This window comes from Herbiconiux sp. VKM Ac-1786 (assembly GCF_015350805.1).
GTDB lineage: Bacteria > Actinomycetota > Actinomycetes > Actinomycetales > Microbacteriaceae > Herbiconiux.
The window spans coordinates 1303845-1327550 of record NZ_JADKSG010000002.1; the positions used below are offsets into that span (position 1 = coordinate 1303845).

At 72.6% G+C, this 23706-nt stretch carries 27 protein-coding genes; 13 read left to right on the forward strand and 14 right to left on the reverse strand.

The features are described 5' to 3' along the window. Positions 1–21: 21 nt before the first annotated feature. Positions 22–2208, reverse strand: coding sequence for an FAD/NAD(P)-binding domain-containing protein (locus tag ITJ64_RS17170; protein WP_194681890.1), 2187 nt, complete (start codon positions 2206–2208; stop codon positions 22–24). A gap of 175 nt (positions 2209–2383) precedes the next feature. Here ITJ64_RS17170 and ITJ64_RS17175 point away from each other — a divergent pair, with 175 nt between their 5' ends. The 6 genes from ITJ64_RS17175 (at position 2384) to ITJ64_RS17200 (ending at position 8539) form a co-directional block, all read left to right on the forward strand. After that, a complete protein-coding gene (locus ITJ64_RS17175) occupies positions 2384–3568 on the forward strand; it encodes an LLM class flavin-dependent oxidoreductase (protein ID WP_194681891.1) in 1185 nt (394 codons plus the stop codon). Then, on the forward strand, positions 3555–4154 hold the full coding sequence (locus tag ITJ64_RS17180; protein ID WP_370545243.1) for a GNAT family N-acetyltransferase: 600 nt from the start codon (positions 3555–3557) through the stop codon (positions 4152–4154). The genes ITJ64_RS17175 and ITJ64_RS17180 overlap by 14 nt, the downstream gene beginning before the upstream one ends. Beyond that, positions 4151–5212, forward strand: coding sequence for an amino acid ABC transporter permease (locus tag ITJ64_RS17185; protein ID WP_370545244.1), 1062 nt, complete (start codon positions 4151–4153; stop codon positions 5210–5212). Before ITJ64_RS17180 ends, ITJ64_RS17185 begins: the two co-directional genes overlap by 4 nt. Beyond that, the gene (locus ITJ64_RS17190) at positions 5209–5970 is read left to right on the forward strand and encodes an amino acid ABC transporter ATP-binding protein (protein WP_194681893.1); all 762 of its coding nucleotides are present in this window, start codon (positions 5209–5211) and stop codon (positions 5968–5970) included. The genes ITJ64_RS17185 and ITJ64_RS17190 overlap by 4 nt, the downstream gene beginning before the upstream one ends. A 71-nt stretch (positions 5971–6041) precedes the next feature. Then, positions 6042–7058, forward strand: coding sequence for a transporter substrate-binding domain-containing protein (locus ITJ64_RS17195; RefSeq protein WP_194681894.1), 1017 nt, complete (start codon positions 6042–6044; stop codon positions 7056–7058). Positions 7059–7321: 263 nt separating this feature from the next. Continuing rightward, positions 7322–8539 (forward strand): HNH endonuclease signature motif containing protein, encoded by a 1218-nt coding sequence (locus ITJ64_RS17200; protein ID WP_194681895.1) that lies wholly within the window; start codon positions 7322–7324, stop codon positions 8537–8539. Between the two features lie 153 nt (positions 8540–8692). Here the strand turns inward: ITJ64_RS17200 and ITJ64_RS17205 are convergent, their stop codons facing one another. After that, on the reverse strand, positions 8693–8974 hold the full coding sequence (locus tag ITJ64_RS17205; protein WP_194681896.1) for a hypothetical protein: 282 nt from the start codon (positions 8972–8974) through the stop codon (positions 8693–8695). Between the two features lie 98 nt (positions 8975–9072). Here ITJ64_RS17205 and ITJ64_RS17210 point away from each other — a divergent pair, with 98 nt between their 5' ends. Then, entirely contained in the window at positions 9073–9402 is a 330-nt protein-coding gene (locus ITJ64_RS17210) for a hypothetical protein (RefSeq protein ID WP_194681897.1), read from the forward strand. 51 nt (positions 9403–9453) lie between these two features. Here ITJ64_RS17210 and ITJ64_RS17215 read toward each other — a convergent pair whose 3' ends face one another. Both ITJ64_RS17215 and ITJ64_RS17220 read right to left on the reverse strand, forming a co-directional pair. After that, entirely contained in the window at positions 9454–9801 is a 348-nt protein-coding gene (locus tag ITJ64_RS17215; RefSeq protein WP_194681898.1) for a hypothetical protein, read from the reverse strand. Between the two features lie 66 nt (positions 9802–9867). Beyond that, positions 9868–10068: a hypothetical protein gene (locus ITJ64_RS17220; RefSeq protein WP_194681899.1), complete on the reverse strand. Its 201-nt coding sequence runs from the start codon at positions 10066–10068 to the stop codon at positions 9868–9870. 162 nt (positions 10069–10230) lie between these two features. Between ITJ64_RS17220 and ITJ64_RS17225 the strand changes: the two genes are divergently transcribed. Together ITJ64_RS17225 and ITJ64_RS17230 are read left to right on the forward strand one after the other, a co-directional pair. Then, positions 10231–10713: a helix-turn-helix domain-containing protein gene (locus tag ITJ64_RS17225; RefSeq protein WP_194681900.1), complete on the forward strand. Its 483-nt coding sequence runs from the start codon at positions 10231–10233 to the stop codon at positions 10711–10713. A 32-nt stretch (positions 10714–10745) separates the two neighbouring features. Then, entirely contained in the window at positions 10746–11114 is a 369-nt protein-coding gene (locus ITJ64_RS17230; protein ID WP_194681901.1) for a VOC family protein, read from the forward strand. A 24-nt stretch (positions 11115–11138) separates the two neighbouring features. Here ITJ64_RS17230 and ITJ64_RS17235 read toward each other — a convergent pair whose 3' ends face one another. Together ITJ64_RS17235 and ITJ64_RS17240 are read right to left on the reverse strand one after the other, a co-directional pair. Further along, the gene (locus tag ITJ64_RS17235; RefSeq protein WP_194681902.1) at positions 11139–11480 is read right to left on the reverse strand and encodes a carboxymuconolactone decarboxylase family protein; all 342 of its coding nucleotides are present in this window, start codon (positions 11478–11480) and stop codon (positions 11139–11141) included. A gap of 58 nt (positions 11481–11538) precedes the next feature. Further along, positions 11539–12726, reverse strand: a complete 1188-nt coding sequence (locus tag ITJ64_RS17240; RefSeq protein ID WP_194681903.1) for a MalY/PatB family protein — start codon at positions 12724–12726, stop codon at positions 11539–11541. 200 nt (positions 12727–12926) lie between these two features. Here ITJ64_RS17240 and ITJ64_RS17245 point away from each other — a divergent pair, with 200 nt between their 5' ends. After that, positions 12927–13157 (forward strand): hypothetical protein, encoded by a 231-nt coding sequence (locus ITJ64_RS17245; RefSeq protein WP_194681904.1) that lies wholly within the window; start codon positions 12927–12929, stop codon positions 13155–13157. Positions 13158–13179: 22 nt separating this feature from the next. Here the strand turns inward: ITJ64_RS17245 and ITJ64_RS17250 are convergent, their stop codons facing one another. Both ITJ64_RS17250 and ITJ64_RS17255 read right to left on the reverse strand, forming a co-directional pair. Then, a complete protein-coding gene (locus tag ITJ64_RS17250) occupies positions 13180–13722 on the reverse strand; it encodes a putative immunity protein (protein WP_194681905.1) in 543 nt (180 codons plus the stop codon). A gap of 41 nt (positions 13723–13763) precedes the next feature. Beyond that, complete coding sequence (locus tag ITJ64_RS17255; protein ID WP_194681906.1) at positions 13764–13979, reverse strand: hypothetical protein; 216 nt, start codon at positions 13977–13979, stop codon at positions 13764–13766. A gap of 174 nt (positions 13980–14153) precedes the next feature. Here ITJ64_RS17255 and ITJ64_RS17260 point away from each other — a divergent pair, with 174 nt between their 5' ends. Genes ITJ64_RS17260 through ITJ64_RS17270 form a run of 3 tightly spaced genes read left to right on the forward strand, consistent with a single transcriptional unit; the run spans position 14154 to position 17237 of the window. Next, positions 14154–15884, forward strand: coding sequence for a cell wall-binding repeat-containing protein (locus ITJ64_RS17260; protein WP_194681907.1), 1731 nt, complete (start codon positions 14154–14156; stop codon positions 15882–15884). Positions 15885–15909: 25 nt separating this feature from the next. After that, positions 15910–16752, forward strand: coding sequence for an aldo/keto reductase (locus tag ITJ64_RS17265; protein WP_194681908.1), 843 nt, complete (start codon positions 15910–15912; stop codon positions 16750–16752). 23 nt (positions 16753–16775) lie between these two features. After that, positions 16776–17237: a BLUF domain-containing protein gene (locus ITJ64_RS17270; protein WP_194681909.1), complete on the forward strand. Its 462-nt coding sequence runs from the start codon at positions 16776–16778 to the stop codon at positions 17235–17237. A 71-nt stretch (positions 17238–17308) separates the two neighbouring features. Here the strand turns inward: ITJ64_RS17270 and ITJ64_RS17275 are convergent, their stop codons facing one another. From ITJ64_RS17275 to ITJ64_RS17300, 6 genes are all read right to left on the reverse strand, one after another. Next, positions 17309–18163 carry a sugar phosphate isomerase/epimerase gene (locus ITJ64_RS17275; RefSeq protein ID WP_228509196.1) on the reverse strand — a complete coding sequence of 285 codons (855 nt, stop codon included), beginning with the start codon at positions 18161–18163 and terminating at the stop codon, positions 17309–17311. Positions 18164–18276: 113 nt separating this feature from the next. Then, on the reverse strand, positions 18277–19476 hold the full coding sequence (locus ITJ64_RS17280; RefSeq protein ID WP_370545245.1) for a dihydrodipicolinate synthase family protein: 1200 nt from the start codon (positions 19474–19476) through the stop codon (positions 18277–18279). Further along, on the reverse strand, positions 19473–20597 hold the full coding sequence (locus tag ITJ64_RS17285; protein WP_228509201.1) for a Gfo/Idh/MocA family protein: 1125 nt from the start codon (positions 20595–20597) through the stop codon (positions 19473–19475). Before ITJ64_RS17285 ends, ITJ64_RS17280 begins: the two co-directional genes overlap by 4 nt. A 123-nt stretch (positions 20598–20720) precedes the next feature. Next, the gene (locus tag ITJ64_RS17290) at positions 20721–21716 is read right to left on the reverse strand and encodes a serine hydrolase (RefSeq protein ID WP_194681912.1); all 996 of its coding nucleotides are present in this window, start codon (positions 21714–21716) and stop codon (positions 20721–20723) included. Then, entirely contained in the window at positions 21713–22996 is a 1284-nt protein-coding gene (locus ITJ64_RS17295) for an alpha-L-fucosidase (protein ID WP_194681913.1), read from the reverse strand. The genes ITJ64_RS17290 and ITJ64_RS17295 overlap by 4 nt, the downstream gene beginning before the upstream one ends. 8 nt (positions 22997–23004) lie before the next feature. After that, positions 23005–23703, reverse strand: a complete 699-nt coding sequence (locus ITJ64_RS17300) for a hypothetical protein (RefSeq protein WP_370545246.1) — start codon at positions 23701–23703, stop codon at positions 23005–23007. Positions 23704–23706: the final 3 nt, after the last annotated feature.

Consider the following 23706-nt stretch of genomic DNA (forward strand, 5'->3'; position numbering starts at 1 on the left):
GCTCGGCGCGGTCGTGCCCGCTCAGCGGGGGTGGGCCGCGAACTCGCCCCAGAGGCGGTCGGTGAAGGCGCCGGGCGGGAGGGGCGGCGCCGCCGGCTCGGCAGGCTCGGCCGCGGGGACGGTGGCCGGCGTGTCGGCGAGGTCGGCGAGGTGGCGGAGGAGGGCGCGGGCGACGCGGTCGTTCTCGCGGAAGGCGACGGCGTTCGTGCGGGGGCGCGAGAAGGCGCCGACGAACGGGGAGTTCGTGTAGGGGCCGATGGCGTAGGTGCGGCCCGAGGGCTCGTCGGCGTGCAGCACCCGGCGGTCGTCGGGGCGCACGGCGAGGCGTCCGGTCGGGGCGCGGAAGGCGGGGTCATGGGCGACCTCCTCCACCGCGGCACCGGCCTCGAGGAGCGCGCGCAGCAGCGCGTTGTCGCTGCGGGCGACGCTCGTGTCGGGTAGGCGGGCGTCGACCAGGGCGCTCGCGGTGACGACCTCGGCGTGGTTCTCGGAGCTCGCGCGGAACACCCCGCCCTCCTCGTCGGCCTCGACGCGCAGCCCGGCGCCGAGGAAGCGCACCACGCCCGCCTCCGAGAGGGCGAGCAGCTCCTCGAGGCGGTGGGCGGGCGGGCCGCTCGCGATGAAGCTGAACCAGCCGAGCCACCAGCCGTTGATGTCCTCGACGCGGGAGCGCGCCGTCCAATTCGGCGACGAGACGATCTCGGCGAGCGCGAACAGGGACGTCAGCAGCGCGATGAACAGGCCGAGGGTGGCGCTGTGCTCGGGCCGGGTGCGCAGGCGGAGGTCGCGTTCGATGTACGCGCGCACGCGCCGCTGGAGCTCGTCGGCGCCGTCGGGCCCGTCGTCGCGTACGCCGTCGAGCGGGCGGTCGAGCTGCGGCAGGAAGAGGCGGTCGAGCTCGTCGATCACCGTCCGCTCGATCAAGGCCGTGAGTTCGGCGGCGTCGCGCCGCACCCGCGCCTCGTCGACGGCGTCGGCGAACACGGGGTCGGCGAAGCCGCGGCCGCGCGCCGACGGAGCTGTCGTCGACGAACCGGTGGCGGTGGCGACGATCGACGCCCGCCGGTCGAGCGCCTCGAAGCGCGCCGCGAACTCCGGCCAGCCGATCCGCACCCGCTCGGGATGACCCGTGACCAGTTCCCGGTAGTAGCCCCAGAGCATCTCCTGCGCGATCAGCGGCCAGACGTCGGCCGAGAAGTCGAGCGACTCGCGCGAGGCGGCGAGCTCCGCCGCGATCGCCGGCGTGAAGAACCGGCCGGCCGGCGCCTCTCCGGCGAGCGCCGAGCCGATCTTCGAGTGGTAGGGCACGCCTCGCCGCGAGCCGATCAGGAGGCGCGGCTCGCGCCCCGAGGGCTCGTAGCGCAGCCGCCCGTCCTCCGTCGTGAAGCGTCCGCCGCGGCCCTCGGTCAGCAGCACGATCAAATCGACGGCGGCGAGCCCGAAGCCCCGCACGATCACGCGCTGGCCCGGAACGATCGCGCGGGTGTCGGCGTCGGCGGTGAAGGCCGGCGGCAGGTAGTAGAGCTCCCGGCGGCGAGCGAAGTCGATCAGCCGGGCGTGCTCGGGCTGCGGATCGGCCCCCGTGTGACCCAGGGAGTACAGCACGAGGTCGACCGTGAGCGCCCGGCCCCGCTCGAGACCCACCCGGCGGCGGCCATCCGGGAGCTCGGTCACCGCGGTGGCCCGGGTGCGGTGCTCGCGCACCTCGACGCCCGGTCCGAGGGCGGCCACCGCCTCCTCGTGGTACCAGCGGAGGTAGAGGCTCTGCAGGCGCCGAGTCGGGAAGCTAGCCGGGCCGAGGTGCCGCAGCTCGGCGGAGAGGGCGTCGTCGAGGCGGCCGTCGGGCACGCGGATGCTCCCCCCACGCACCCGCTCCGCCCACTCCACCAGCGAAGGCCCGGGGCGCACCGGCCCGTCGATGGTGGACGTCTCGTCGGTGAACATCGTGACGTCGGCCGCCGTCGAGTTCAGCTTGAGCAGCGGGGACTGGTCGCGGCGCCAGATGCGGCCCGGGCCGGCGGGGTGGGGGTCGATCAGGTGCACCACGAGCGAGGGGCCGCCGTCGCGCGTGCGGCGGTCGCGGCCCCAGAGCTCGTCGAGGTTCGCGGCCAGGCGCTCGAGCACTCCGACGCCGCGCGGCCCGGCGCCGATCACGGCGAGGGAGACGGGAGCGGTGGGTGCGGCGGGGGCCGGGATGCGTGCGGACATGCCCCGAGGATCGCCCGCGCATCCGCCCGATGCGAGCACTATGACCAACCGTGACGCAGGTGACGCTTTGTGAACCGGATTCGTTGGCGACCGGCCCCGGGCGCACCTAACGTCGGGCCAACGACAGCGCTCGGCACCGAACAGAACGGCGCTCGGCAACGAAAGAAGGAACCCCATGCCCATCGAATTCCTCGGCATCGCCGCGACCAACGACGGCAGCGAGACCCGGGCCCGCAGCGGCGCGAGCTTCGACACGGAGTACACGCTGCGCCTCGCCCGGGCCCACGAGGACACCGGCTGGGACCGCGTGCTCTTCGCCTACCACTCCGGCTCGCCCGACCCCGCGACCGCGGCGGCGTATGTCGCCTCGAAGCTCGACCGGCTGCAGATCCTGCTCGCGCACCGGCCGAACGTGTCGTACCCCACCTATGCGGCCAAGGTCATCGCGACGCTCGACCAGATCAGCGGCGGGCGCCTCACGGTGCACATCATCACGGGCGGGTCGAGCGCCGACCAGGCCGCCGAGGGCGACTTCCTGACGAAGGACGAGCGCTACGAGCGCACCGGTGAGTACATCCGCATCCTGAAGCAGGCGTGGACGAGCAAGGAGGCCTTCAGCTTCCACGGCACGCACTACCGCTTCGACGACTTCGTCAGCGACGTCTGGCCGGTGCAGCAGCCGCGGCCGAGCATCTCGTTCGGCGGCTCCTCCCCCGCGGCCTATGCGATCGGCGCCGCCGAGAGCGACATCTACGCGCTGTGGGGCGAGCCACTCGCGAGCACGGCCGAGCAGATCCGCACGATCACGGACGCGGCGCTCGCCGCCGGGCGGCCCTCCCGTCCGCGGCTGCAGGTGGCCTTCCGGCCCATCCTCGGGGCGACCGAGGAGCTCGCGTGGGAGAAGGCCGAGCGCATCCTCGGCCGGATCCAGGAGCGGAGCGGCGTGCTCGGTGCCGCCGACCTCCGCAATCCTGAGAACGCGGGATCGCAGCGGCTGCTGTCCATCGCCGAGCAGGGCGACCGCTACGACCGGGCGCTGTGGACGAAGGTGGCCGCGGCCTCGGGCGGGCGGGGTAACTCGAACGCTCTCGTCGGCACCCCCGAGACGGTCGCGGCGGCGCTGCTCGACTACGTCGACCTCGGGGTCGACATCATCTCGGCGCGGGGCTACGACTACGTCGACGACACGATCGACTTCGGGCGGTACGTCATCCCGCTCGTGCGCGAGGAGGTGGCGCGGCGGGATGCGGCGGCTGCGGCTGCGGCTGCCGCTGCCGCTGCCGATGCCGGTGCCCCTGCCGATTCCGGAGATTCCGCCGGCTCCGCCACCCGCGAGGAGGCCTCCCGTGCCGCAGCCTGACGAGTTCCGTTACGTCGCCGCCGACGACCCGCTGACCCTTCCCCTCCTCACCGAGCTGGCCGAGGAGTACGACGCCCGCTACGGCGACGCCTGGGGCGAGCCAGCCGCGACCGAGATCACCCGCTATCCCGCCGCCGAGTTCGCACCCCCGCACGGCGCCTTCGTGCTCCTCCTGCGCGACGGCGAGCCGATCGCCGGCGGAGCCTTCAAGACCTTCGACCCCGCCACCACCGAGCTCAAGCGCATCTGGACCTCGAAGCACCACCGCCGCCAGGGCCTCGCCCGCCGGGTCGTCGCCGAGCTCGAGGACGAGTCGCGCCGCCGAGGCTTCACCCGCGTCTACCTCACCACCGGCCCCCGCCAGCCCGAGGCCCAGCGCCTCTACGCCGAGACCGGCTACACGCCCCTGTTCGACCCGACCCTCCCGGCCGAGGAGGTCGTCATCCACGGCTTCGCCAAGTCGCTGACCGGGGAGCCGCTCGACGTCGCGGACATCCGGCGGCGGCACGAGGAGTCGCTCGAGCACTTCTACGCGGCTCTGCCGAACCGTCGGCTGGGCGCCGGACGATCGGAGGTGACGGCGTGAGCGGGCTGTCGACCCGGGAGCGGTCCGCGGGAGCGGGCGGCCGCGCATCCGTCACCCCATTCGGGGAGAGCGGCGACGCCACGCCGACCGGCAGCCCCGGCGCCCCGCTGCCCCCGGGCATCGACCTGAAGCGCCTGGCCGAGCGACCCGTCGTGCCGCTGCGCCACCCCGTGCGCTGGGTGATCACCGCCGTCGTGCTCGTGCTGCTGCTCAACTTCGTGCAGACGCTGTTCACGAACCCCGCGTGGGAGTGGTCGAAGGTGGGCACGTGGCTGTTCGCCCCCGCCATTCTGAAGGGGCTGCAGCTGACGCTCGTCGCCACCGCGATCAGTGCGGTCGTCAGCTTCCTCGGCGGCATCGTCGTGGCGCTCGGACGCATCTCGGGCAACCCGGTGCTGAGCACGCTGAGCTGGCTGTACATCTGGCTGTTCCGCTCGGTGCCGCTGATCCTGGTGCTGATCTTCCTGTTCAACCTCGGCAACCTGTACCCCACGATCGGCATCGGGGTTCCGTTCGGGCCGCAGCTGGAACTGCCCACCGTGACGGTGCTGTCGTCGCTGGCGCTCGGCGTGATCGGGCTGAGCCTCAGCGAGATCGCGTACAGCGCCGAGGTGGTGCGGTCGGGCATCCTGGCCGTCGACCCGGGGCAGCACGAGGCGGCGAAGGCGCTCGGCATCCCGTCGCGGCGGCAGTTCACGCGCATCGTGCTGCCGCAGGCGCTGCGCTCGATCGTGCCGGCCTACGTGAACCAGATCATCGGGCTGCTGAAGGCGAGCTCGCTGCTGTTCTACGTGTCGCTGCTGGATCTCTTCGGCGTCGTGCAGAACCTCGGCAGCACCTACCCGACCGACATCATCCCGCTGCTCGTGGTCGCGACGATCTGGTACCTCGTGCTGACGAGCGTCATCTCGGTGGTGCAGTACTACATCGAGCGGTTCTACGCCCGGGGGTCGGTTCGGGTGCTTCCGGCGACGCCGTGGCAGCGATTCCGGGGTGGCGTGCGGCAGCTGAGCCGTCGGCCCGCAGCCCGCCCTCACGAATCGAGGGAGGTCGTATGAGCGCCGCGATCGAGATCCACAACGCCACGAAGTCCTACGGCGACCGCACCGTGCTGAAGGGCGTCGACCTCACCCTCGCCGCCGGCACCGTGACGGTCATCCTCGGCCCGAGCGGCTCGGGCAAGTCGACCCTGCTGCGCGCGATCAACCACCTCGAGAAGCTCGACGAGGGCTACGTCGCGATCGGCGGCGAGCTGATCGGGGTCACCGTGCGCGGCGACCGCCTCAAGGAACGGCGCGAACGCGACATCCTCCGCCAGCGCGCCCGCATCGGCTTCGTCTTCCAGAACTTCAACCTCTTCCCGCACCTGACCGTGCTCGAGAACGTGGTCGAGGCCCCGATCGCGCAGGGTGTGCGAGCAGCGGATGCGCGAACCCGCGCCCTGGCCCTGCTCACCCGAGTCGGGCTGGCCGACAAGTCCGGCGCCTACCCGCGGCAGCTCTCGGGCGGCCAGCAGCAGCGCGTCGCGATCGCTCGCGCCCTCGCCCTGGACCCGGACGTGCTGCTCTTCGACGAACCCACCTCGGCGCTCGACCCGGAGCTCGTCGGGGAGGTGCTGCAGGTCATCCGAACCCTGGCCGGCAGCGGGAAGACGCTCGTCGTCGTGACGCACGAGATCGGCTTCGCCCGCGAGGTGGCCGATCACGTGGTGTTCCTCGACGAGGGCGAGCTGCTCGAGCAGGGGCCGCCCGGGGCGGTGCTCTCGGCGCCGCGGCACCCGCGGACGCGGGACTTCCTCGACAAGGTGCTCGCCTAGCGGCAGCGCCCCTGTCCCCATCTCCCCCTCACCATCACCATCACCATCACCATCACAGCGAAGGACATCCCATGCAGCACTCCCTCCCCACCCGCCTCCGAACGTTCGGCGCTCTGGCCGCCGCGGCGCTGCTCGTCACGGGTCTCGCCGCCTGCGCGTCGGACGCCTCGGCCTCCGGATCCTCGGCCGCGGCCGACGGCACCGTCACCGTCGGGGCGTTCTCGAACGGTGCGGCGACCGAGACGTCGATCGAGGTGTCGACGGTCGAGAGCATCCGCGAGACCCTGCCTGAGGAGGTGCTCGACAGCGGCGAGCTCGTGATCGGTGTCGGCGCCCTGCCCGCCGGTTTCCCGCCGCTCGCCTTCACCGGTGACGACAACGAGACCCTGACCGGCGCCGAGCCCGACCTCGGGCGCCTCGTCGCCGCGGTCTTCGGCCTGAAGCCGGTGGTGCAGAACTCCACCTGGGACAACCTCTTCGTCGGCATCGACACCGGCGCCACCGACGTCGGCTTCTCGAACATCACCGACACCGAGAAGCGCAAGGAGAAGTACGACTTCGCCTCCTATCGCGGCGACAACCTGGCGTTCCAGGTGCTCGCCTCGAGCGACTGGGACTTCGACGGCGACTACGAGAACCTCGACGGCCTGACCGTCGCGGTGAGCGCGGGCACCAATCAGGAGAAGATCCTCTCGGAGTGGAAGTCGAAGTTGGAAGCCGAGGGCAAGACCCTCGAGATCGTCTACTTCCCCGACGCGAACAGCACCACGCTCGCCCTGAACTCGGGCAAGATCGACGCCTCGTTCGGGCCGAACCCGGGCATCGCCTACCAGAACACCCTCTCGAAGGATGGCGCCAACCCCACCCGCACCGCCGGAACGTTCTCGGGCGCGGGCGAGACCCTCGACGGCCTGATCGCCGCGACGGTGAAGAAGGACTCGGGCCTCGCCCAGCCCGTGGCGGATGCGATCAACCACCTGATCGAGAACGGGCAGTACGCGAAGTGGCTGGCGGCGTACGACCTGGAGAACGAGGCGGTCGAGACGTCGCTCGTGAACCCGCCCGGGCTGCCGCTCGACAACAGCTGAGCGGGCGCCCGGCGCCGAGCCCTCGACCGCTCTCCGCGGTCGGGGGTTCGGCGTTTCTCGGGCTGAGTTCAGCTCAGATTAAACGAGCATTCATCAGCTGTTTCTGATAGAATCTCAGTATGACTCCAGCTGCCCGCATCCACGAAATGGCCGCCGCACTCTGCGGCCGTTCGGGCGCGAGTCTGGCGGGTCTCGGCGACGACGAGCTGCTCGAATTGATGGCCGCTTACGAGGCTCTCGGGCGTGCGGTGTCGGCGCAGCAGGTGCGGCTCGCCGGCGAGGTCGGGGTGCGGTCGCGCTCCGAACTCGGCGACGAGGGGTTGAGCCGGTCGCAGAACTTCACGACCCCGGTCGCGCTGGTCGCGAAGGTCACCGGGGCGTCGGCGCGGGCGTGCAAGGCGCGCCTCGAGCTCGGGCGCACACTGCGGGGCGCGGTGCTGCTGGGTGGGGGCGAAGGGCCGGCGCCGTTCCCGGTGGTCGCCCGCGTGCTCGATGAGGGCGTGCTGGGGGTCGAGGCTGCGTCGGCGATCGTGAAGCAGTGCGGCGTGCTCGCCGATCGCGGATGCTCGCCCGACGTCGTGGCCCTGGCTGAGGAAACTCTCGTCGACCAGACCATTTCGTGCCGGCTCACGGCCGACGAAACCTTCCGGGCTGCGATCCATCTGCGCGAGGTGCTCGACCCCGACGGCGCTGAGCCGCGTGACGAGGTGTTGCAGATGCAGCGATCACTGACGATCGCGCAATCGTCGGATGGGATGTACCGGGGGAAGTTCGCGCTCGCCCCGGAGCAGGGCGGGGTGTGGATGGCGAGCATCCAGGCGATGCAGAGCCCCAGGGTGTCGGGGCCGCGGTTCGTCGATGGGGACGAGTACGTGACCGCTGATGGCCGCACGCAGGCGCAGAAGAACGCCGACACGGTGACTGAGCTCATCGCTCGCGCTGCCGGCGCTGATGACATGCCCCGCATCAACGGCGCCATCGCCACCGTCAACGTGCACATGACACTCGACGATCTCGAGAAGGGCCGCGGGGTCGGGTGGATCGACGGTATCGATCAGCCCGTTCCCGCCTCCACCGTCGCGCAGCTGCGGTGCTCATCCCCCGTCGCGGCGACACTGTTCGGAGACAAGGGCGAGGTGCTCTACCACGGCAAGGCGAAGCGGCTCTTCACCGCGGCGCAGAACCGGGCCCTAGCCGCCCGGGACGGCGGCTGCGTGTGGCCCAGTTGCGACCGGCCACCGTCGTTCTGCGAGACACATCACGCGAACGAGTGGGTGTCGGACGATCATCCGCCCGGCAGAACCGATATCGACAACGGGGTTCTTCTCTGTCACTTCCACCATTCCCACCTGCACAAGACACCATGGAAACTGGTCATGCAAGGCGGTGTGCCCCATCTCATTCCACCGCGGTGGGTAGACACGGAACAGAAGCCGATCCCGACCACCCGGCGTCGCACCATTCAGCGACCCGCCGCTTAGCCGACCACCGCTATTCGAGGGCAAGCGCGAAGCGCGCGGCAGCAGGCGGCTGCCGCGCGCTCACGCGCTTGCCCGAGATGGTCATGGCCGGGTCGGGAGGACCGGCTCGCCGCGAGCGGGTTTCGAGTGGAAGAGCCGGTGGCGAGGTGGCTGCTAGCGTCCGCTGGCCGCGCGGGAGCGGGCGAGCATCCAGCCCGCCCAGAAAGCGAGACCCGCGATGCCGAGCACGACGACCGCCGCACCCGCGATCGTGCCCCAGCCGATCACCACGGCCCCGGCCGGGCTGAACACCGTGCTCGACAGCGGCGCGTAGGCGAACCACCCGAACGAGGCGGACTGCGGCGTCGAGGCGACCATCACCACCACTCCCGCCACGATCGCCGCGGCGGCAGCCACGGGGAGGACGAGCATCCGACCGGAACGACGCGCAGGCATGCCCTCACGCTAACGGGCGGGCATGCCCTCACGTCAACAGGCGGGCCACCCGGTGACCTACCCGGCGTGACCGCCTGGGCGCCACTACGCTTCTGAGCATGACGAACAGCCCCGCCGATTCCCGTGCCGCAGCGGTCAGCACTCGACGGGGTCTCGCGATCACCGCCGTCATCATGGGCGCGATCGCCACGCTGATGATCCTGAGCTTCCAGCTGATCGCCGCCGGCGCCGACGGTCAGGGACTGTCCAACGCTGTGGTCATCGCGGTGGTGCTCTTCTACGGTTCGTTCGCGATCGGCGCCGTGGCAGCGCTGCTCGGCATCGCCGCCGCCATCTTCGCCCGCCCTCGACTGCTCGGGGTGGTGGCCGTCGTCCTGGGGGTCGTCCCCGTGGTCGTGGTGACGGTGTCGCCCTCGCTGCAGGGCTGAGCCCGAGACAGCCGGGTCACCCGGTCGTCGATCGCCCGAGCGCCGCGCCCTTCAGTCGCCGGTGACCGTCGGGCCGTCGGGTGCTTGTCGTCCCTGCGCGGGCCGGGCGCCACGGCGGCGGCGGACGGTGATCGCGCGCCAGAGGCCGACCGCGACGCCGAGCGTCCAGAGCGGGAGCCCGACGAACGCCGCGACCCAGAGCGGTGCGCTCCGGCGCCCGCTCCCCATCGTCTCGTCCAGCCGCCAGCCGTGCACCGTGCACATCCAGACGGTCAGGGCGAGGAACACCGCCGACCCCGCAGCCATCAGAAGCGGATGCGCGGCGAGCGCCGCCTGCAGCCGTCCCCGATCTTTCCGCACGCCCGAACGGTGCCGACCGTTCTGCCCCGTCTGCGTCACGCTGCTCCCCGCCTCCCCACCGTCATCGACCGCCCTCAGAACGATAGCCCGCCCGCTCGCGAACCCTCAGTCCTCGAGGTCGCCCGCCGACTCCGGCTCCGCGGCGGTCTCGGCGGTGCGGTCGCGCAGACGGTCGGACATCTCCGAGGCGCCCGCCCCCTCGTCCTCGTCCGCCGCCTTGATCAGCTCGGCGAGCTCGTCGTCGCGGGGCGCATCCGCCGCGGTCTTGCCGGGCGCGTCGTTCGTGGGCTCGGGTTCGTTCGTCATGTCGTCTCCTGCTCCGAATGGATGATCGGCCCGCACCTCGCGGGCCACTCCCCACCCTGGCCCTGCACAGCCGCGAGTGGCGGGAGGCTGTCAGGCTGCTGGCGGGCGACTGTCGGGTCGCTGTCGTGGTGCGCCCCGGATGCGCGCCCTAGCGTTGCAGGCATGAACGAGACACGCATCATCACCCTCCGCCGGGAGCGCGGCTGGACCCAGGAGAAGCTCGCCGCCGAGAGCGGCGTCGCCGTGCGCACGGTGCAACGTCTGGAAGGCGGCCAGGACGCCAGCCTCGAGACCCTCTCGATGGTCGCCAAAGCCCTCGGCGTCACCGTCGGGGAGCTCTTCACCGCGGTCTCCGACGACGACTTCGGCGCGGCCGTCGGCGCCCTCGACGACCGCTCGGCCGTGCAGCAGGCGCAGCGCGACTCCGCGATCAGCGGCTACCGCTCGCTCTACACGGGCGTGGGCATCCTGATCACCTTCGTCGTGATCGTGCTCGTCGCCACGCAGCTCGTGCCGGGCATCGCGTTCCTCGCGATCGGCGCCTACTGGGCGGCCGGGAGCCTGTTCGCGCGATTCCTGCTCAACTCGGTGATCAACCCGCGGCTCGACGCGAAGTACCCGCTGTCCAGCGCCAGGCGGCGCTGACAGGACGGGTAGGGAGGACTAGGGTCTGGCCCATGATCGGAACCCTCGATGTCATCGTCCTCGACTGCCCCGACCCGCTCGCGCTCGCCCGCTTCTACGCCGAGCTGATCGGGGGTGAGATCGTGCAGGCCGACGCCGACTGGGTCGAGGTCGCACCGCCCGGCGCGACCCACCGGCCGCTGCTCGCCTTCCAGCTGGTCGACGACTACCGGGCTCCCGAGTGGCCTGGCCAGCTCGTGCCGCAGCAGCTCCACCTCGACGTGAAGGTCGACGACCTCGACGTGGGCGAACAAGCCGTGCTCGCGATCGGCGCGACCGCGACGGGCTCGACCACCGACACCTTCCGCGTCTACCTCGACCCGGCCGGCCATCCCTTCTGCCTGGTCTCACCGGCCGACTGACGGATGCGCGGCGAGCGCCCGGGCTCAGTGCTCGTGCGCGCCCGAGAGCTTGAACGCGAGCCGGCCGTGGGCGTAGCCGCCGCCGGCGCGGATCGCGGTCGCGACCCAGGCCGCCTCGGCCAACTCCCCCTCCGAGGCGCCGGCCTTCACGGCGTTCTGGCTGTGGGCGTCGATGCAGTAGACGCACTGCGTCGTGATGCCGACGGCGAGCGCGATCAGCTCCCGGTACTTCAGCGGGATCTCGCGGCCCTCCGGCTGGAAGACGGCGTCGTCGAAGGCCGCGAACGCCGCGAGGATGTCGGGCGTCTCCTTCTTGTAGACGGCGGTGTAGCGCTTGTCCTCGGTGCGGTCGAAGTAGTCGGCCATGGGTGTCCTCTCGGTGACGGATCGTGGGGTGGGGTGGGGTGGGGTGAGTTCGGGGGCCTCAGAGGGAGGCCAGGGCATCCGCTGTTCGGAGGGTCGCGTCGCGCAGGAGCGGGCGCGGCATCGCGAAGACGAGGCGCACGAAGCCCTCGTGGCCCGCGCCGCAGAGCGCACCGTCGGTGACCGCGACGCCCGCCCGCTCGCGCAGGAACGTCGCCGGTGAATCGCCGGAACCCGCACCGAAGCCGAACGACCGCAGATCGAGCCAGGCCAGGTAGGTCGCCTCGGGGAGCTCGTAGCCCACGTCGGGCGCGTGCTCCGCGAGCAGCGAGCCGAGCAGCCGGCGGTTGCCGTCGAGGTAGTCGACCACTCCGCCGAGCCACTCCCGCCCCGAGCGGTACGCCGCCGTGGCCGCGATCACACCGGGTGTCGCCGCCCCGTGCTGCACGGCGAAACCGAAGCCGGCGTAGCGCCGCTCGTCGGCGTCGTTCGTGGTGATCAGCTGGGCGGCCTTGAGGCCGGGCACGTTCCAGGCCTTCGAGGCGCTGGTGCCGGTGACGGAGTGGGCGGCGGCGGCCTCCGAGACCGTGGCGTACGGGATGTGCGGCCGCCCGTCGAAGCGCAGCGGCGCGTGGATCTCGTCGGCGAACACCCGCCCGCCGTTCCGCTCGACCACCTCGGCGATCGCCTCGAGCTCGTCGCGGTCGAGCGCCGTGCCCGTCGGGTTCTGCGGGTTGCACAGGATGAGCGTGCCGGCCCCGGCCCGGAAGGCGGCGTCGAGCGCGTCTAGGTCATGCCGCCACCGGGGGCCACCGCCCGGCCCGTCCTCCGTCACGATCCCGGGCACCTCGACCACCGGATGCCCGAGCGTCGGCGGATATGTCAGGAACGGCATATACGCCGGCGTCGGCACGATCACGGCCGATCCCGGTGGGGAGAAGGCGGTGACGGCGACGCCGAGGGCCGCCATCACGTCCGAGACGTGGTGCACCCGGGCGGGGTCGACGCGCCAGTCGTAGGCGTCGAGCATCCATTCGGCTGTGGCCTCGGCCATCTCGTGCGCGGTCGCCGGTGCCAGGTAGCCGAGCACGCCCTCGTCGAGGGCGCGGTGCAGGGCGGCGGTGACGGCGGGGGCGGTGCCGAAGTCCATCTCGGCCACCCAGGCGCCGATCGTGCCGGGGTGCAGGCTCCACTTCCGGCTCGACGGCACGTCGAGGTCGGCGGCGGTGATGCGGTCGAACGGGTGCATGGCTCGCTTCGGTGCAGGTGGCTTCGGCGCAGGTGTCTTCGGTGCAGGTGGGGCTGTCGCGGGTGGGGCTGTCGCGGGTGCGGTCGTCGGATGCCCGCCCCAGCATCCTCGCCGCCGATCGCGCCGCCCGCCCGAGTGTTGCGCAATGCGTCACGGTCAAGAGGGCTGCGTCTCGCGCCGCACGGGCGGAGGCTGGTCGCATGTCGATGTCAGAATCCTTCGTGCCGATCATGTCCGACCGCGACGAGGCGCCCGCCGCCTCCGACCCCGGCCCGGGCGCGCCCGGAACCGACGCCCCCGCCGACCTCGAGCAGCCCGCCACCGAGGCCGAGCAGACCGGCGTGCCCGCGGCCACGCAGAACCCGCCCTTCCGCACCCCCGATCCCGACGCGGCCCCCGCCGACGCCGCCGACCTCGGCGAGCGCGACTAGCCCGAACCGACCCGCGCGCCGGTCACTGCTCGGCGAGCGCCGACTGCAGGCGACGGATGCTCCCGCCGAGCAGTCCTGTCGCGAGCAGCCCCGCGCCGAGCGGGCCCGAGGCGTCCTCCCCCAGCGCGGGCAGCAGCCGGAGCGCCGCCCGCACCGGGTCGCTCATCCGTCCGAACTGCCAGGCGAGTTCGGCCCCCGCCGCACCGGACAGTCCCGGCTCGCCCGCGGCGAGCGCGACGGCCTTCGCGGCGTACGCGGCGGCACCCAGTGCGTGTGCGCCCATGTGCGCTACCCCCGACGCCTGTCCGGCCGACCAGGCGGCGGCCCGGGCCGCGGGCGAGGCGACGCCCTGCGCGGCGCGGTTCGCGACGAAGCGGCGCCGGATCTCACCCGCCGCCGACAGCTCACCCCGCCCGAAGGCGCGAGCGCGGTCGATGGCGTCCCGCGGCCGGTCGTCGTCGGGCGCCTCGGCCTCGAACAGCGGAAGCACGCGATCGGCGCAGTCGGCCGCCCAGACGGCCACGAGTCGCCGGTCGGTCTCGCTCAGGGTCTGCGTGGAGAGCATCCCCGAAGCCTGTCAGACCCGTCGACCCCGCGCCACGCCGATCAGAGCCCGCCGCCGGCGCCGAACCCGGTGCGGTCGGACATCCGCCGCGCCATCGCCGACCGCGCATCCTGCGAGTGATCGGGCTGATCGGCGGGGTGCACCGTGGGCTCCTTGTAGTCGAGTCCGCCGCGGAGTCGCCGCCGCACCACGAGGGCCACCACGACCACGATCACGAACGCCACCAGGGCGATGATGTCGATCCAGAACGGTTCCATGTCGCTTCCTCCTGAGCCTCTCGACGTGCCGTCCCTCCATCCTCGACGAGTGTCGAGCGAGACACGCGGATGCACACCCCACATCCAGCCCCGCGACGACGCCTCCCGCTGCTACTGTGACCTCGTCCGCCGCCCGTCGGGGCGCGTCGGCATCGGGGGAACACGGGGACGACCATGAGGGCTCGACGACGCACGGCACTGGCTGCGGCCGCGATCACGGCACTGCTGGCGGGCGGCATCGCGGCCGCGACCCCCGCGGCTGCCGACGACGCCCACCCACCCATCGAGGTCCCCCTCGTCGCGGCGGGCCGATCGCTCCAGGCGACCTGGAACGGGATCCCCTACGTTCCGAGTGAGACCCGATCGGTGCACGTGACGCTCCCCGCCGAGCTCGCCGACTACCGGCTGTCCGGCTACTCCTGGTCGCTCAGCGGTTACGCCTCCGGTGACCTCACCGGGGTCCTCCCTGCGACGCAGACCGAGTTCGACATCGCCCTGCCGACGGTACCGCCCGACAGCTCGGTGCGCCTGCAGGTGTCCGGCGCGACGGCGGGCGACGGCGACTCCGCCCTGCTGTTCGCGTTCCTCTGGCCGTCCGTGCCGGGGGTGGGCAGCCCTCCGATGGTCGTCGCAGACGCCGACCTGGACCCGTCGTCACCGAAGGCCTCCGGTTCCCGGAACCACCGATACGTCACCGCCGACCCGTCCCTGACCGTGGCGGCCGGCGACCACGTCGCGTTGCGCCAGGAACCGGGCTTCTGGACGACGGGACCGACGGGCTCCTGGAGCCCGGACAACCTGTTCCCCCGGGTCGAGCTGTCGGACGGCGACAGCGGCTTCGCCCTGGAGGTGGCCACCTCCGCCGACGGGTCGACCCTCACCGCGACCGTCAGCGACGACGTGAACCTGTTCCGCGTGGACTCGCTCCGCGTGCGCGTCTCGCCGCGGAGCAACACCCTCACCGACGCCGTCCTCTTCGAGACCCCCGTCACGATCGAGCGGGCCGTCACCGCCGCACGCGTCGACGGGGCCGACCGGTACGCGGTCGCGGCCGCCGCCTCCGCCGCCCAGTTCCCCGAGGGGGCGCAGGTCGCCTACGTCGTCACCGGCGAGACCTTCGCCGACGCCCTGAGCGCCGGCCCGGCCGCCGCGAGGGAGGGCGGGCCGCTGCTGCTCACCCGCCACGACGAGCTCTCCCCCGAGACCGCGGCCGAGCTCGAACGCCTGCAGCCGGCGCGCATCGTCGTCGTCGGCGGAGCCGCCGCCGTCGGCGACGGGGTGCTCGACGCTCTCGCCGGCATCGCCCCGGTGCAGCGCATCGGCGGCGCCGACCGCTTCGCCGTGTCGCGGGCGGTGCTCTCCACGGTGTTCGGCGAGACGACGACCGGGCTCTACCTCGCCACGGGCGACGCCTTTCCCGACGCCCTGGCCGCCGGTGCCGCGGCCGGAGCCGCGCGGGAGCCTGTCGTGGTCGTGGACGGCCGCGCATCCGCCCTCGACGACGCCACCGCGGAGGCGCTCGGCGCACTGCCGCTCGAGCGGGTGACGATCGTGGGTGGGCCCGCCGCCGTGTCGGAGGGGCTCGCCGACGACGTCAGCGGCATCGCGCCGACCGAGCGCTACGGCGGCGCCGACCGCTTCGAGGTCGCGGCGGCCCTGAACGCCGCCGTGTTCGACTTCGCTCCGCAGGCGTTCGTCGCGACCGGTGCCGACTTCCCCGACGCCCTCGCCGGCTCGGCCTGGGCGGGCCGCACCGGTGCACCCCTCTACGTCACGCGCCCCGACTGCCTGCCGGCCGCCGCCCTCGCGGCGATGCGCGGGCAGGACGTCTCGTCGCTCACCGTGCTCGGCGGCCCCCGCGCGGTGTCCGACGCGGTGCTCGCGCTGACCAGCTGCGGCGACTGACGCATCGCGGGGCTAGCGTGGAGGCATGACCGAGCTCGCTCCCACCCTCACCCTGAACGACGGCCACGAGATCCCCGCGCTGGGCTTCGGCACCTATCCGCTCCGCGGCGAGAAAGGGGCGGATGCGGTGGCCTCCGCCATCGGCACCGGCTACCGCCTGATCGACACCGCCTTCAACTACGAGAACGAGGGAGCGGTCGGCGAGGGCATCCGCCGGGCCGGGCTGGCGCGTGAGGAGCTCTTCGTCACCTCGAAGCTTCCGGGCCGCTACCACGCCCGTGAGCAGGCCGGCGAGGCCGTGCGCGAGTCGCTCTGGCGGCTGGGGCTCGACTACCTCGACCTCTACATCATCCACTGGCCGAACCCGAGCGTCGGGAAGTTCGTCGAGGCGTACGAGGCGCTCCTGCAGGCCCGCGAGGAGGGCGTCATCCGCTCGGTCGGCGTCAGCAACTTCACCGCCGGCAACCTGCGCGCGGTCATCGAGGCCACCGGGGTGACCCCCGCTGTCAACCAGATCGAGCTGCACCCCTCCTTCCCGCAGGAGGAGTTGCGCGCGGTGCACGCCGAGCTCGGCATCGTCACCGAGGCGTGGAGCCCGCTCGGCAAGGGCGCGGCGCGCTACGACGACCCGGCCATCGTCGCCGCGGCCGAGCGGCACGGCGTGTCGCCGGCCCAGGTCATCCTGCGCTGGCACGTGCAGCTCGGCAGCGTGCCGATCCCGAAGAGCGCCACCCCGGCTCGCCAGGCCGAGAACCTCGACGTATTCGGCTTCGAGCTGTCGGGCGACGAGGTGGCCGCGATCACGGCTCTCGGTCGCCCCGACGGCCGGCTCTTCGACGGCGATCCGGAGACGCACGAGGAGCAGTGACGCGCCCTCGCTAGACTGCTGGCATGGCCAGTGAACAAGACGCCGTGCTGTCGATCATCTACTCCAGCGCTGCGACCGTGCCGTTCAGCGACACCGACCTGGTCGAGCTGTTGAAGGTCAGCCGCCGCAACAACGCGGGCAGCGAGGTGACCGGCATGCTGCTCTACCGCGACGGCCGCTTCCTGCAGGTGCTCGAGGGGCCCGACGACGGCGTGCGCGAGCGGATGGCCGTGATCGCCCGCGACCCGCGTCACGCCGAGGTGCTGGTGCTGCTCGAGGAGGGGCTGAGCGAGCGCCGCTTCCCCGACTGGACGATGGGCTTCGTGCCGCACGAGTCGACGCCGCCCGACGATATCCCCGGCTACCTCAGCGCCTTCGGCCTGAGCGACGACGACGAGGACTCCCGGGAGGCCGTGCGGGCCCTCGCCGACCTGATGGCCTGGTTCGAGGCCACCGCGAAGGGCACCGCGACGCCCCTCGCCTGACCGGCGAAGCCCAGAGAGGCCCGGAGGCTCAGAAGCCCTGAGCCTCCGAGACCCAGAGCCTCAGAGGCGGCTCAGAGCCAGGGCTCCACGAGCTCCGCGTACCGCCGCGCCATCGTCGCCACGACGCCCGCGCCGGGTGCCGCCCACACGTCGGCGTGGAAGATCTCGACCTCCACGTCGCCCGCGTACCCGGCGGCCGCCACGGCCCGCGTGAAGGCGGGGAAGTCGATGTGGCCGTCGCCCATCATGCCCCGCGAGAGCAGCGTGTCGGCGGGCAGCGGGGTGATCCAGTCGCAGACCTGGTAGCTCACGATCCGCTCCCCCGCACCGGCGACGAGCTCGAGCACGCCCGGCTCCCACCACAGGTGGAAGGTGTCGACGACCACGCCGACCTCCTCGGGCGCGAACGGTTCCGCCAGGGCGAGCGCCTGCCCTAGGGTCGAGACGACCCCGCGATCGGCGGCGAAGATGGGGTTCATCGGCTCGATGCCGAGCACGACCCCGCGGGCGCGCGCCTCGGGCGCGAGCTCCGCGATGGCCTCGGCGGCCCGGGTGCGGGCGCCCACGAGGTCCTTCGACCCCTCGGGCAGCCCACCGGGCACCAGCACGAGGGTCGGGGCGTCGAGCGCCGCCGCCTCGTCGAGCGCGCGCAGGTTCTCGTCGTGCGCCGCCCGGCGCGCGGCCGGGTCGATCACGGTGAAGAAGCCGCCGCGGCAGATGCTCGAGACGCGCAGCCCCGAGTCGGCGATCCAGGCGGCGGCGGTGTCGACCCCGACGTCGGCGAGGGGCTCGCGCCAGACACCGATCCCGCCGAGGCCCGCGGCGACGGCGCCGTCGATCGCCTCCCGCAGCGTCCAGTTCGCGGTGGTGCGCTGGTTCAGCGACAGCCGCGCGAGCCGCGGGTCACCCGCAACCGGCGTGGGCATGCGCGCCGGCAGCCCGCTCGGCACGTCGAGCACAGCCGCCTCAGCGAGGGATGCTGCGGATGCGCCACCACGCGCATCCGCAGACAGCCCCAGCCCTACCCCCTGCTGCACGGTCATCGCGTCGCCCCCATCGTCTCGGCCAGCAGCCCGAACCGGTGCGCCGCCAGCGACGGATCGGGCAGCAGCCGCGCCTCGTTGAGCAGCTCCACGATGCGCGCGAGGTGCGGCAGGCTGCGGGCCGACTGCAGCCCGCCCACCATCTGGAATCCGCTCTGCGCCCCGGTCAGCCACGCCGTGAACGCGATCCCGACCTTGTAGTAGAAGGTGGGCGCCTCGAAGATGTGGCGCGAGAGCTCCAGCGTCGGCGCCATCTCGGCGTCGTAGCGCGCGAGGTCGCCGTCGTCGAGCGCGGCGAGTGCGGCCGAGGCGGCGGGGGCGATGGCCGCGAACGCTCCGAGCAGAGCATCCGAGTGACCCTCGTCGTCGCCCCGGATGAGCGACGGGTAGTTGAAGTCGTCACCGGTGTAGAGGCGCACCCCGGCGGGCAGCGCCCGGCGCAGCCCGATCTCGTGGGAGGCGTCGAGCAGCGACACCTTCACGCCGTCGACCTTGCCCGCGTGGGTCTCGATCAGCGACAGGAACGTCGCGGTCGCAGCCGTCACGTCGCGCGTGCCCCAGTAGCCCGCGAGCTGCGGGTCGAAGGCCTCGCCGAGCCAGTGCAGCACGACGGGCTCCGAGACCTGCGAGAGGATGCGGTCGTACACCGCCAGGTAGTCCTCGGGCCCGGCCGCGGCGGCGGCCAGGTGACGCGAGGCCATCACGATGACCTGCGACCCGGTCGACTCGACGAAGGCGACCTGCTCGAGGTAGGCCTCCTGCACCTGGGCGAGCGTCGCGACCCCGGGCGCCACGGTGAGGTGGTCGGTGCCGGCGCCCGAGGCGATGCGGGCCCCGAACTCCTGAGCCTGAGCCGCACTGCGGGTGACGAGCTCCTGGATCGCGGGCCAGTCGAGCCCCATGTTGCGCTGCGCCGTGTCCATCGCCTCGGCGACGCCGAGCCCGTAGCCGAACAGGTGCCGGCGGAAGGCGAGCGTCGCGTCCCAGTCGATCGCGGCGGGCGCCCCCGGCACGTTGTCGCCGTGCGGGTCGGCCACCACGTGCGCAGCCGCGAACGCGACCCGCGAGGTGTAGGGCGACGGATGCGCGTCCCACGCCCGCGGCTCGTTCAGCTCGATCTCCCGCCACCCGCCGGCGGTCGGCAGCGCGAGGCGGGTGCCGGTGCCGACGCTGCTGCCGGCGCTCACGAGCGTCACGACGACACCGCCTCGATCTCGACGCGACGCCCCTCGTTCGACGACTGCAGACCCGCGTCGACGAGCTGCAGCCCGCGGACGCCGGCGGCGAGGTCGTAGGGGTGCGGGCGACCGGCGGCGACGTCCTGCAGGAACTGCTCCCACTGCGCCCGGAAGCCGTTGGTGAACTCCTGGTTGTCGGGGATCTGCGTCCACTGCGACGGGAAATCCTGGTCGGTCGGCAGGTCGGGGTTCCAGACCGGCTTCGGGGTGTTCACCCGAGGCTGCACCTTGCAGCCGAACAGGCCGGCGACCGCCGAGCCGAGGGTGCCGTCGACCTGGAACTCGACCAGCTCGCCGCGATCGACCCGCACCGCCCAGCTCGAGTTGATCTGCGCGATGATGTCGCCCTCGAGCTCGAAGATGCCGTAGGCGGCGTCGTCGGCGGTGGCCTCGTAGCGGTTGCCCTGCTCGTCCCAGCGCTCGTGGATGTGGGTGACGGCCTTGGAGGAGACCGCCTCGACCCGGCCGAAGAGGTTCTCGAGCACGTAGTTCCAGTGGCAGTACATGTCCAGGGTCATGCCCCCGCCGTCCTCTTCGCGGTAGTTCCACGAGGGGCGCTGCGCGGGCAGGTAGTCGCCCTCGAACACCCAGTAGCCGAACTCGCCGCGCACGCTCAGGATGCGCCCGAAGAAGCCCGAGTCGATCAGGCGCTTGAGCTTCAGCAGGCCCGGCAGGTAGAGCTTGTCGTGCACGACGCCGTTGACGATGCCCGCCTTCTTGGCCGCGGCGACGAGCTCGAGACCGTCGGCGACGGAGTTGGCGATCGGCTTCTCGGTGTAGATGTGCTTGCCGGCGGCGATGGCCTGCAGGATGGCGTCCTTCCGGGCGCTGGTGACCTGGGCGTCGAAGTAGATGGTCGCGGTCTCGTCGGCGAGGGCGGCGGCCAGGTCGGTGGTGTACTCGGCTACGCCATGCAGGGCGGCCAGCTCGGCGAGCTTGTCGGCGTTCCGGCCCACGAGGATCGGCTCGACCGTGAGCCGGTCACCGTTCGGCAGCAGGATGCCGCCGTCGTCGCGGATCGCGAGGATCGAGCGCACCAGGTGCTGGCGGTAGCCCATGCGCCCGGTGACGCCGTTCATGATGATGCGAAGCGTCTGCGTCGACACGTCGTTTCCGTTCTCTCGGGCTCTCCGTGCGGAAAGCGCTTTCCAGATAGTTCGACTCTGCCAGACGGTTCCGGCGTTGTCCAGTGGGAGTGGGTGTCAGCCCGCCGCCGGCGTTCCGGCCACGACCGCGTTGTGCAGCCGGTCGACGTCGAGGCCGAGTCGCGACGGGCTCGCGATGTTGGTCAGCAGCACGAACGCGACGCCGAGGTCCGGGTAGATCCAGAACTCGGTGCCGGCCCAGCCGCCGTGCCCGTAGGTGCGCTGCTCGAGCAGCCCGGGCGCCGCGAAGCGCAGGTTCCAGCCCAGGCCCCAGTCCTGACCCCGCTCGGCGGGGTAGGGCTCGAGCCGGGGCAGTCCGGTGGTCTGCGGACGCAGCATCGCCGACACGGTGGTGGGATGCACGACCTGTCCCCCGTCGGACAGCAGCGCCGACCCGAGCGCGAGCAGATCCGACGCGGTCGCGTACAGCCCCGCCCCCGGATGCGCGAGCCGCTGCAACGCCGGATAGTCCAGCCCCTGCTCGGCCGCGTCGAACACCGGGTGCGGATCGCAGCCCGCGTCGAACGTCAGCCCGGGCATCCCGGCGTCGGCGGCGAGCGCGTCGAGCTCGTGCTGCAGCGACTCCCCCGTCGCGTGCTCGACGAGCGCCTGCACGCCCGCGAACGCGATGCTGGAGTAGCGCGAGACGGTGCCGGCTGCGAAGTCGGCGTCCGCGCCGAGCAGCGAGGCCTCGAGTCCGAGGGGCGTGTGCAGCGGAGGTTCGGCGATGCCGGAGGTGTGGCTGAGCAGGTGACGCAGGCGCACGGTGTCGGAGCGGCGCAGCCCGAAGGCCGGCCGAGCATCCTGAAGCGGTGTCTGCGGCGTGAGCAGCCCCCGCTCGACGGCCCGCAGCGCGGTGAGCGCGACGATCGGCTTGGTGATCGAGAAGAGCGGGTAGTGGTCGCCCACCGCCGCCCGGCGCGGCCCGCTCGCCCCGAAGGCCTCGAGCTCGAGCACCCCGTTCGCGTCGGCGATGCCGAGCACCGCCGTGGGCAGCACGCCCTCGTCGACCTGCCGTCGCGCCCAGGCCAGCGCGTGTCCGTAGCCGCTCATGCCGTCTCCTCGTCCGTGTCACCGGGCAGGGCGACGACCGTCACCGGGCCCTCCGCCTGCACGATCGCACGCGGATCGTCCACCACGACGACGAGGCCGTCCGCGTTCCGCCACGCCCGCCACCACGGCTCGTCCGTCGACGCGGTCGGGTCGGAGCCCGGCACGGTCACTCGGATGCCCGCCCGCTCCACCGTCGACCGCCCCACCGTCGCGGGCTTCACCTCGGCCAGCCACGGCGCGACGCCCTCGAGGGTGCGCCGCTGCACCTCCGGGATCTCGCCCGCCGCCGTCGGCCCCACGTTCAGCAGCAGCCGGCCGCCGCGCGACACGACGTCGGCGTACAGCCGCGCGAGCTCGCGGGGGCTGAGTGTCAGGGCCTCGTCCTCGACGGCGTTGTGGCCGAACGAGAAACCGAGCCCGCGGCAGTGCTCCCAGCCGTCGTCGGTCTCGTTGCCGGTGTCGTGGTCGTACTCGCTCGTGCGGTAGTCGCCGACCGGTGCACCCCAGCGGTCGTTCACGATGCCCTCGGGTGCCGCCGCCCGGAAGCGCGTCAGCAGCGCCTCGATCGAGGTCGGCCCGGGCTGCTTGCCGGTGTCGGGCCAGTCGATGTCGTTCCAGAGCACCTCCGGCGCGTAGCGGTCGATCAGGTCGGCCACCTGCGCGTAGGCGTAGTCGTTGTAGTCGGCGCCGACCGGTCGCAGGCGGCTGACTTCGTCGCTCGACGTGAGCGGCGGATGCTCCGCGAACGCCCAGTCGAGACCGCCCGAGTAGTAGACGCCGAACCGCATCCCCGCCTCGCGCACCGCGGTCGCGAGGGGGCCGATCAGGTCGCGGCGGGGCCCGCGGGCCACCGTGCTGAGCTCGCCGGCGCCCGGAGCGTCCCAGAGCGCGATGCCGTCGTGGTGCTTCGTGGTCGGAACGACGTAGTCGGCGCCGATCGCGGCGAACAGGATTGCCCAGTCGGCGGGGTCGTAGCGATCCGCCGTCCAGTCGTCGAGGAAGGCGGTGTAGGGAGCGTCGCCGTGGAGCTCGGCGTGACGTTCCGCAGCCGGCGAGCCGGCGATGCGGATCGTGTTGGCGTACCACTCGGCGTAGGCGTTGTGGGCGAACCACTCCTCGTCGGGCACCGCTCCGAGAGCGCCGATCGGCTCGGCCCAGGCGGGCACCGAGTAGGCGCCCCAGTGCACGAAGACGCCGAGGGTGGCGTCGCGCGCCCAGGCGGGCAGGGGCTGCGAGAGCACGCTCGCGGTGTCACTGCCACCGGCCGTCGCGGTACTCACGCTCTCATTCACCGGGTCTCCTCCGGGCCGAGCACGTCGTCGCCGCCGTCCGTGCGCCGCGGCCGCTCGGGGATCGCGACCATCGCCAGCACGACGCAGCCGAGCGCCGGAACGGCGAGCGGCAGCAGCTGCCACGTCACGACCACCGCGAAGGCCGCGGTCGCGACCGTGTAGCCCGCGCCGGCCGGGTCGGTGCGCAGAGCCGTCGGCACCGCCTTGAAGGCGGCGCGCCAGCCGGCATCCGGAGACCATCGACCGCACACGGTGAGCAGCACCAGTGCGACCCCCGCGAGCCCCACCCAGCCGACGAGCCCGACCAGCGGGCCGCCGGGCAGCGCGCCCGAGCCGGCCAGGTCGATGTCGAGCACCAGCACGAGCACCAGCACCGCGGCGCCGACCGCCACGACCGCACCGCCGAGGAAGGCGGCCTTGAACTCGGCCCAGGCGACGGCGAAGGTCGACTCCTCGGCCCGCAGGAAGCGGCGCATGTGGCCGGCCCCCGCGGCGAGGGCGGCCGGCAGCGTCACGAGCGGCAGCGAGACCAGGGTCACCATGATGCCGACGGTCAGCACCTCGCCGAGCAGGGCGAAGCGGTTGCGCGCGCCGGGGAACCGCGCGGGCAGCCCCTCCTCGCGCAGCGGTCCGCTGCCCGACTCGGCGGCCCGGCGGGCGGCGCGTTCTGAGCGGCGGTGCTGCCGGTCGGTCACGGT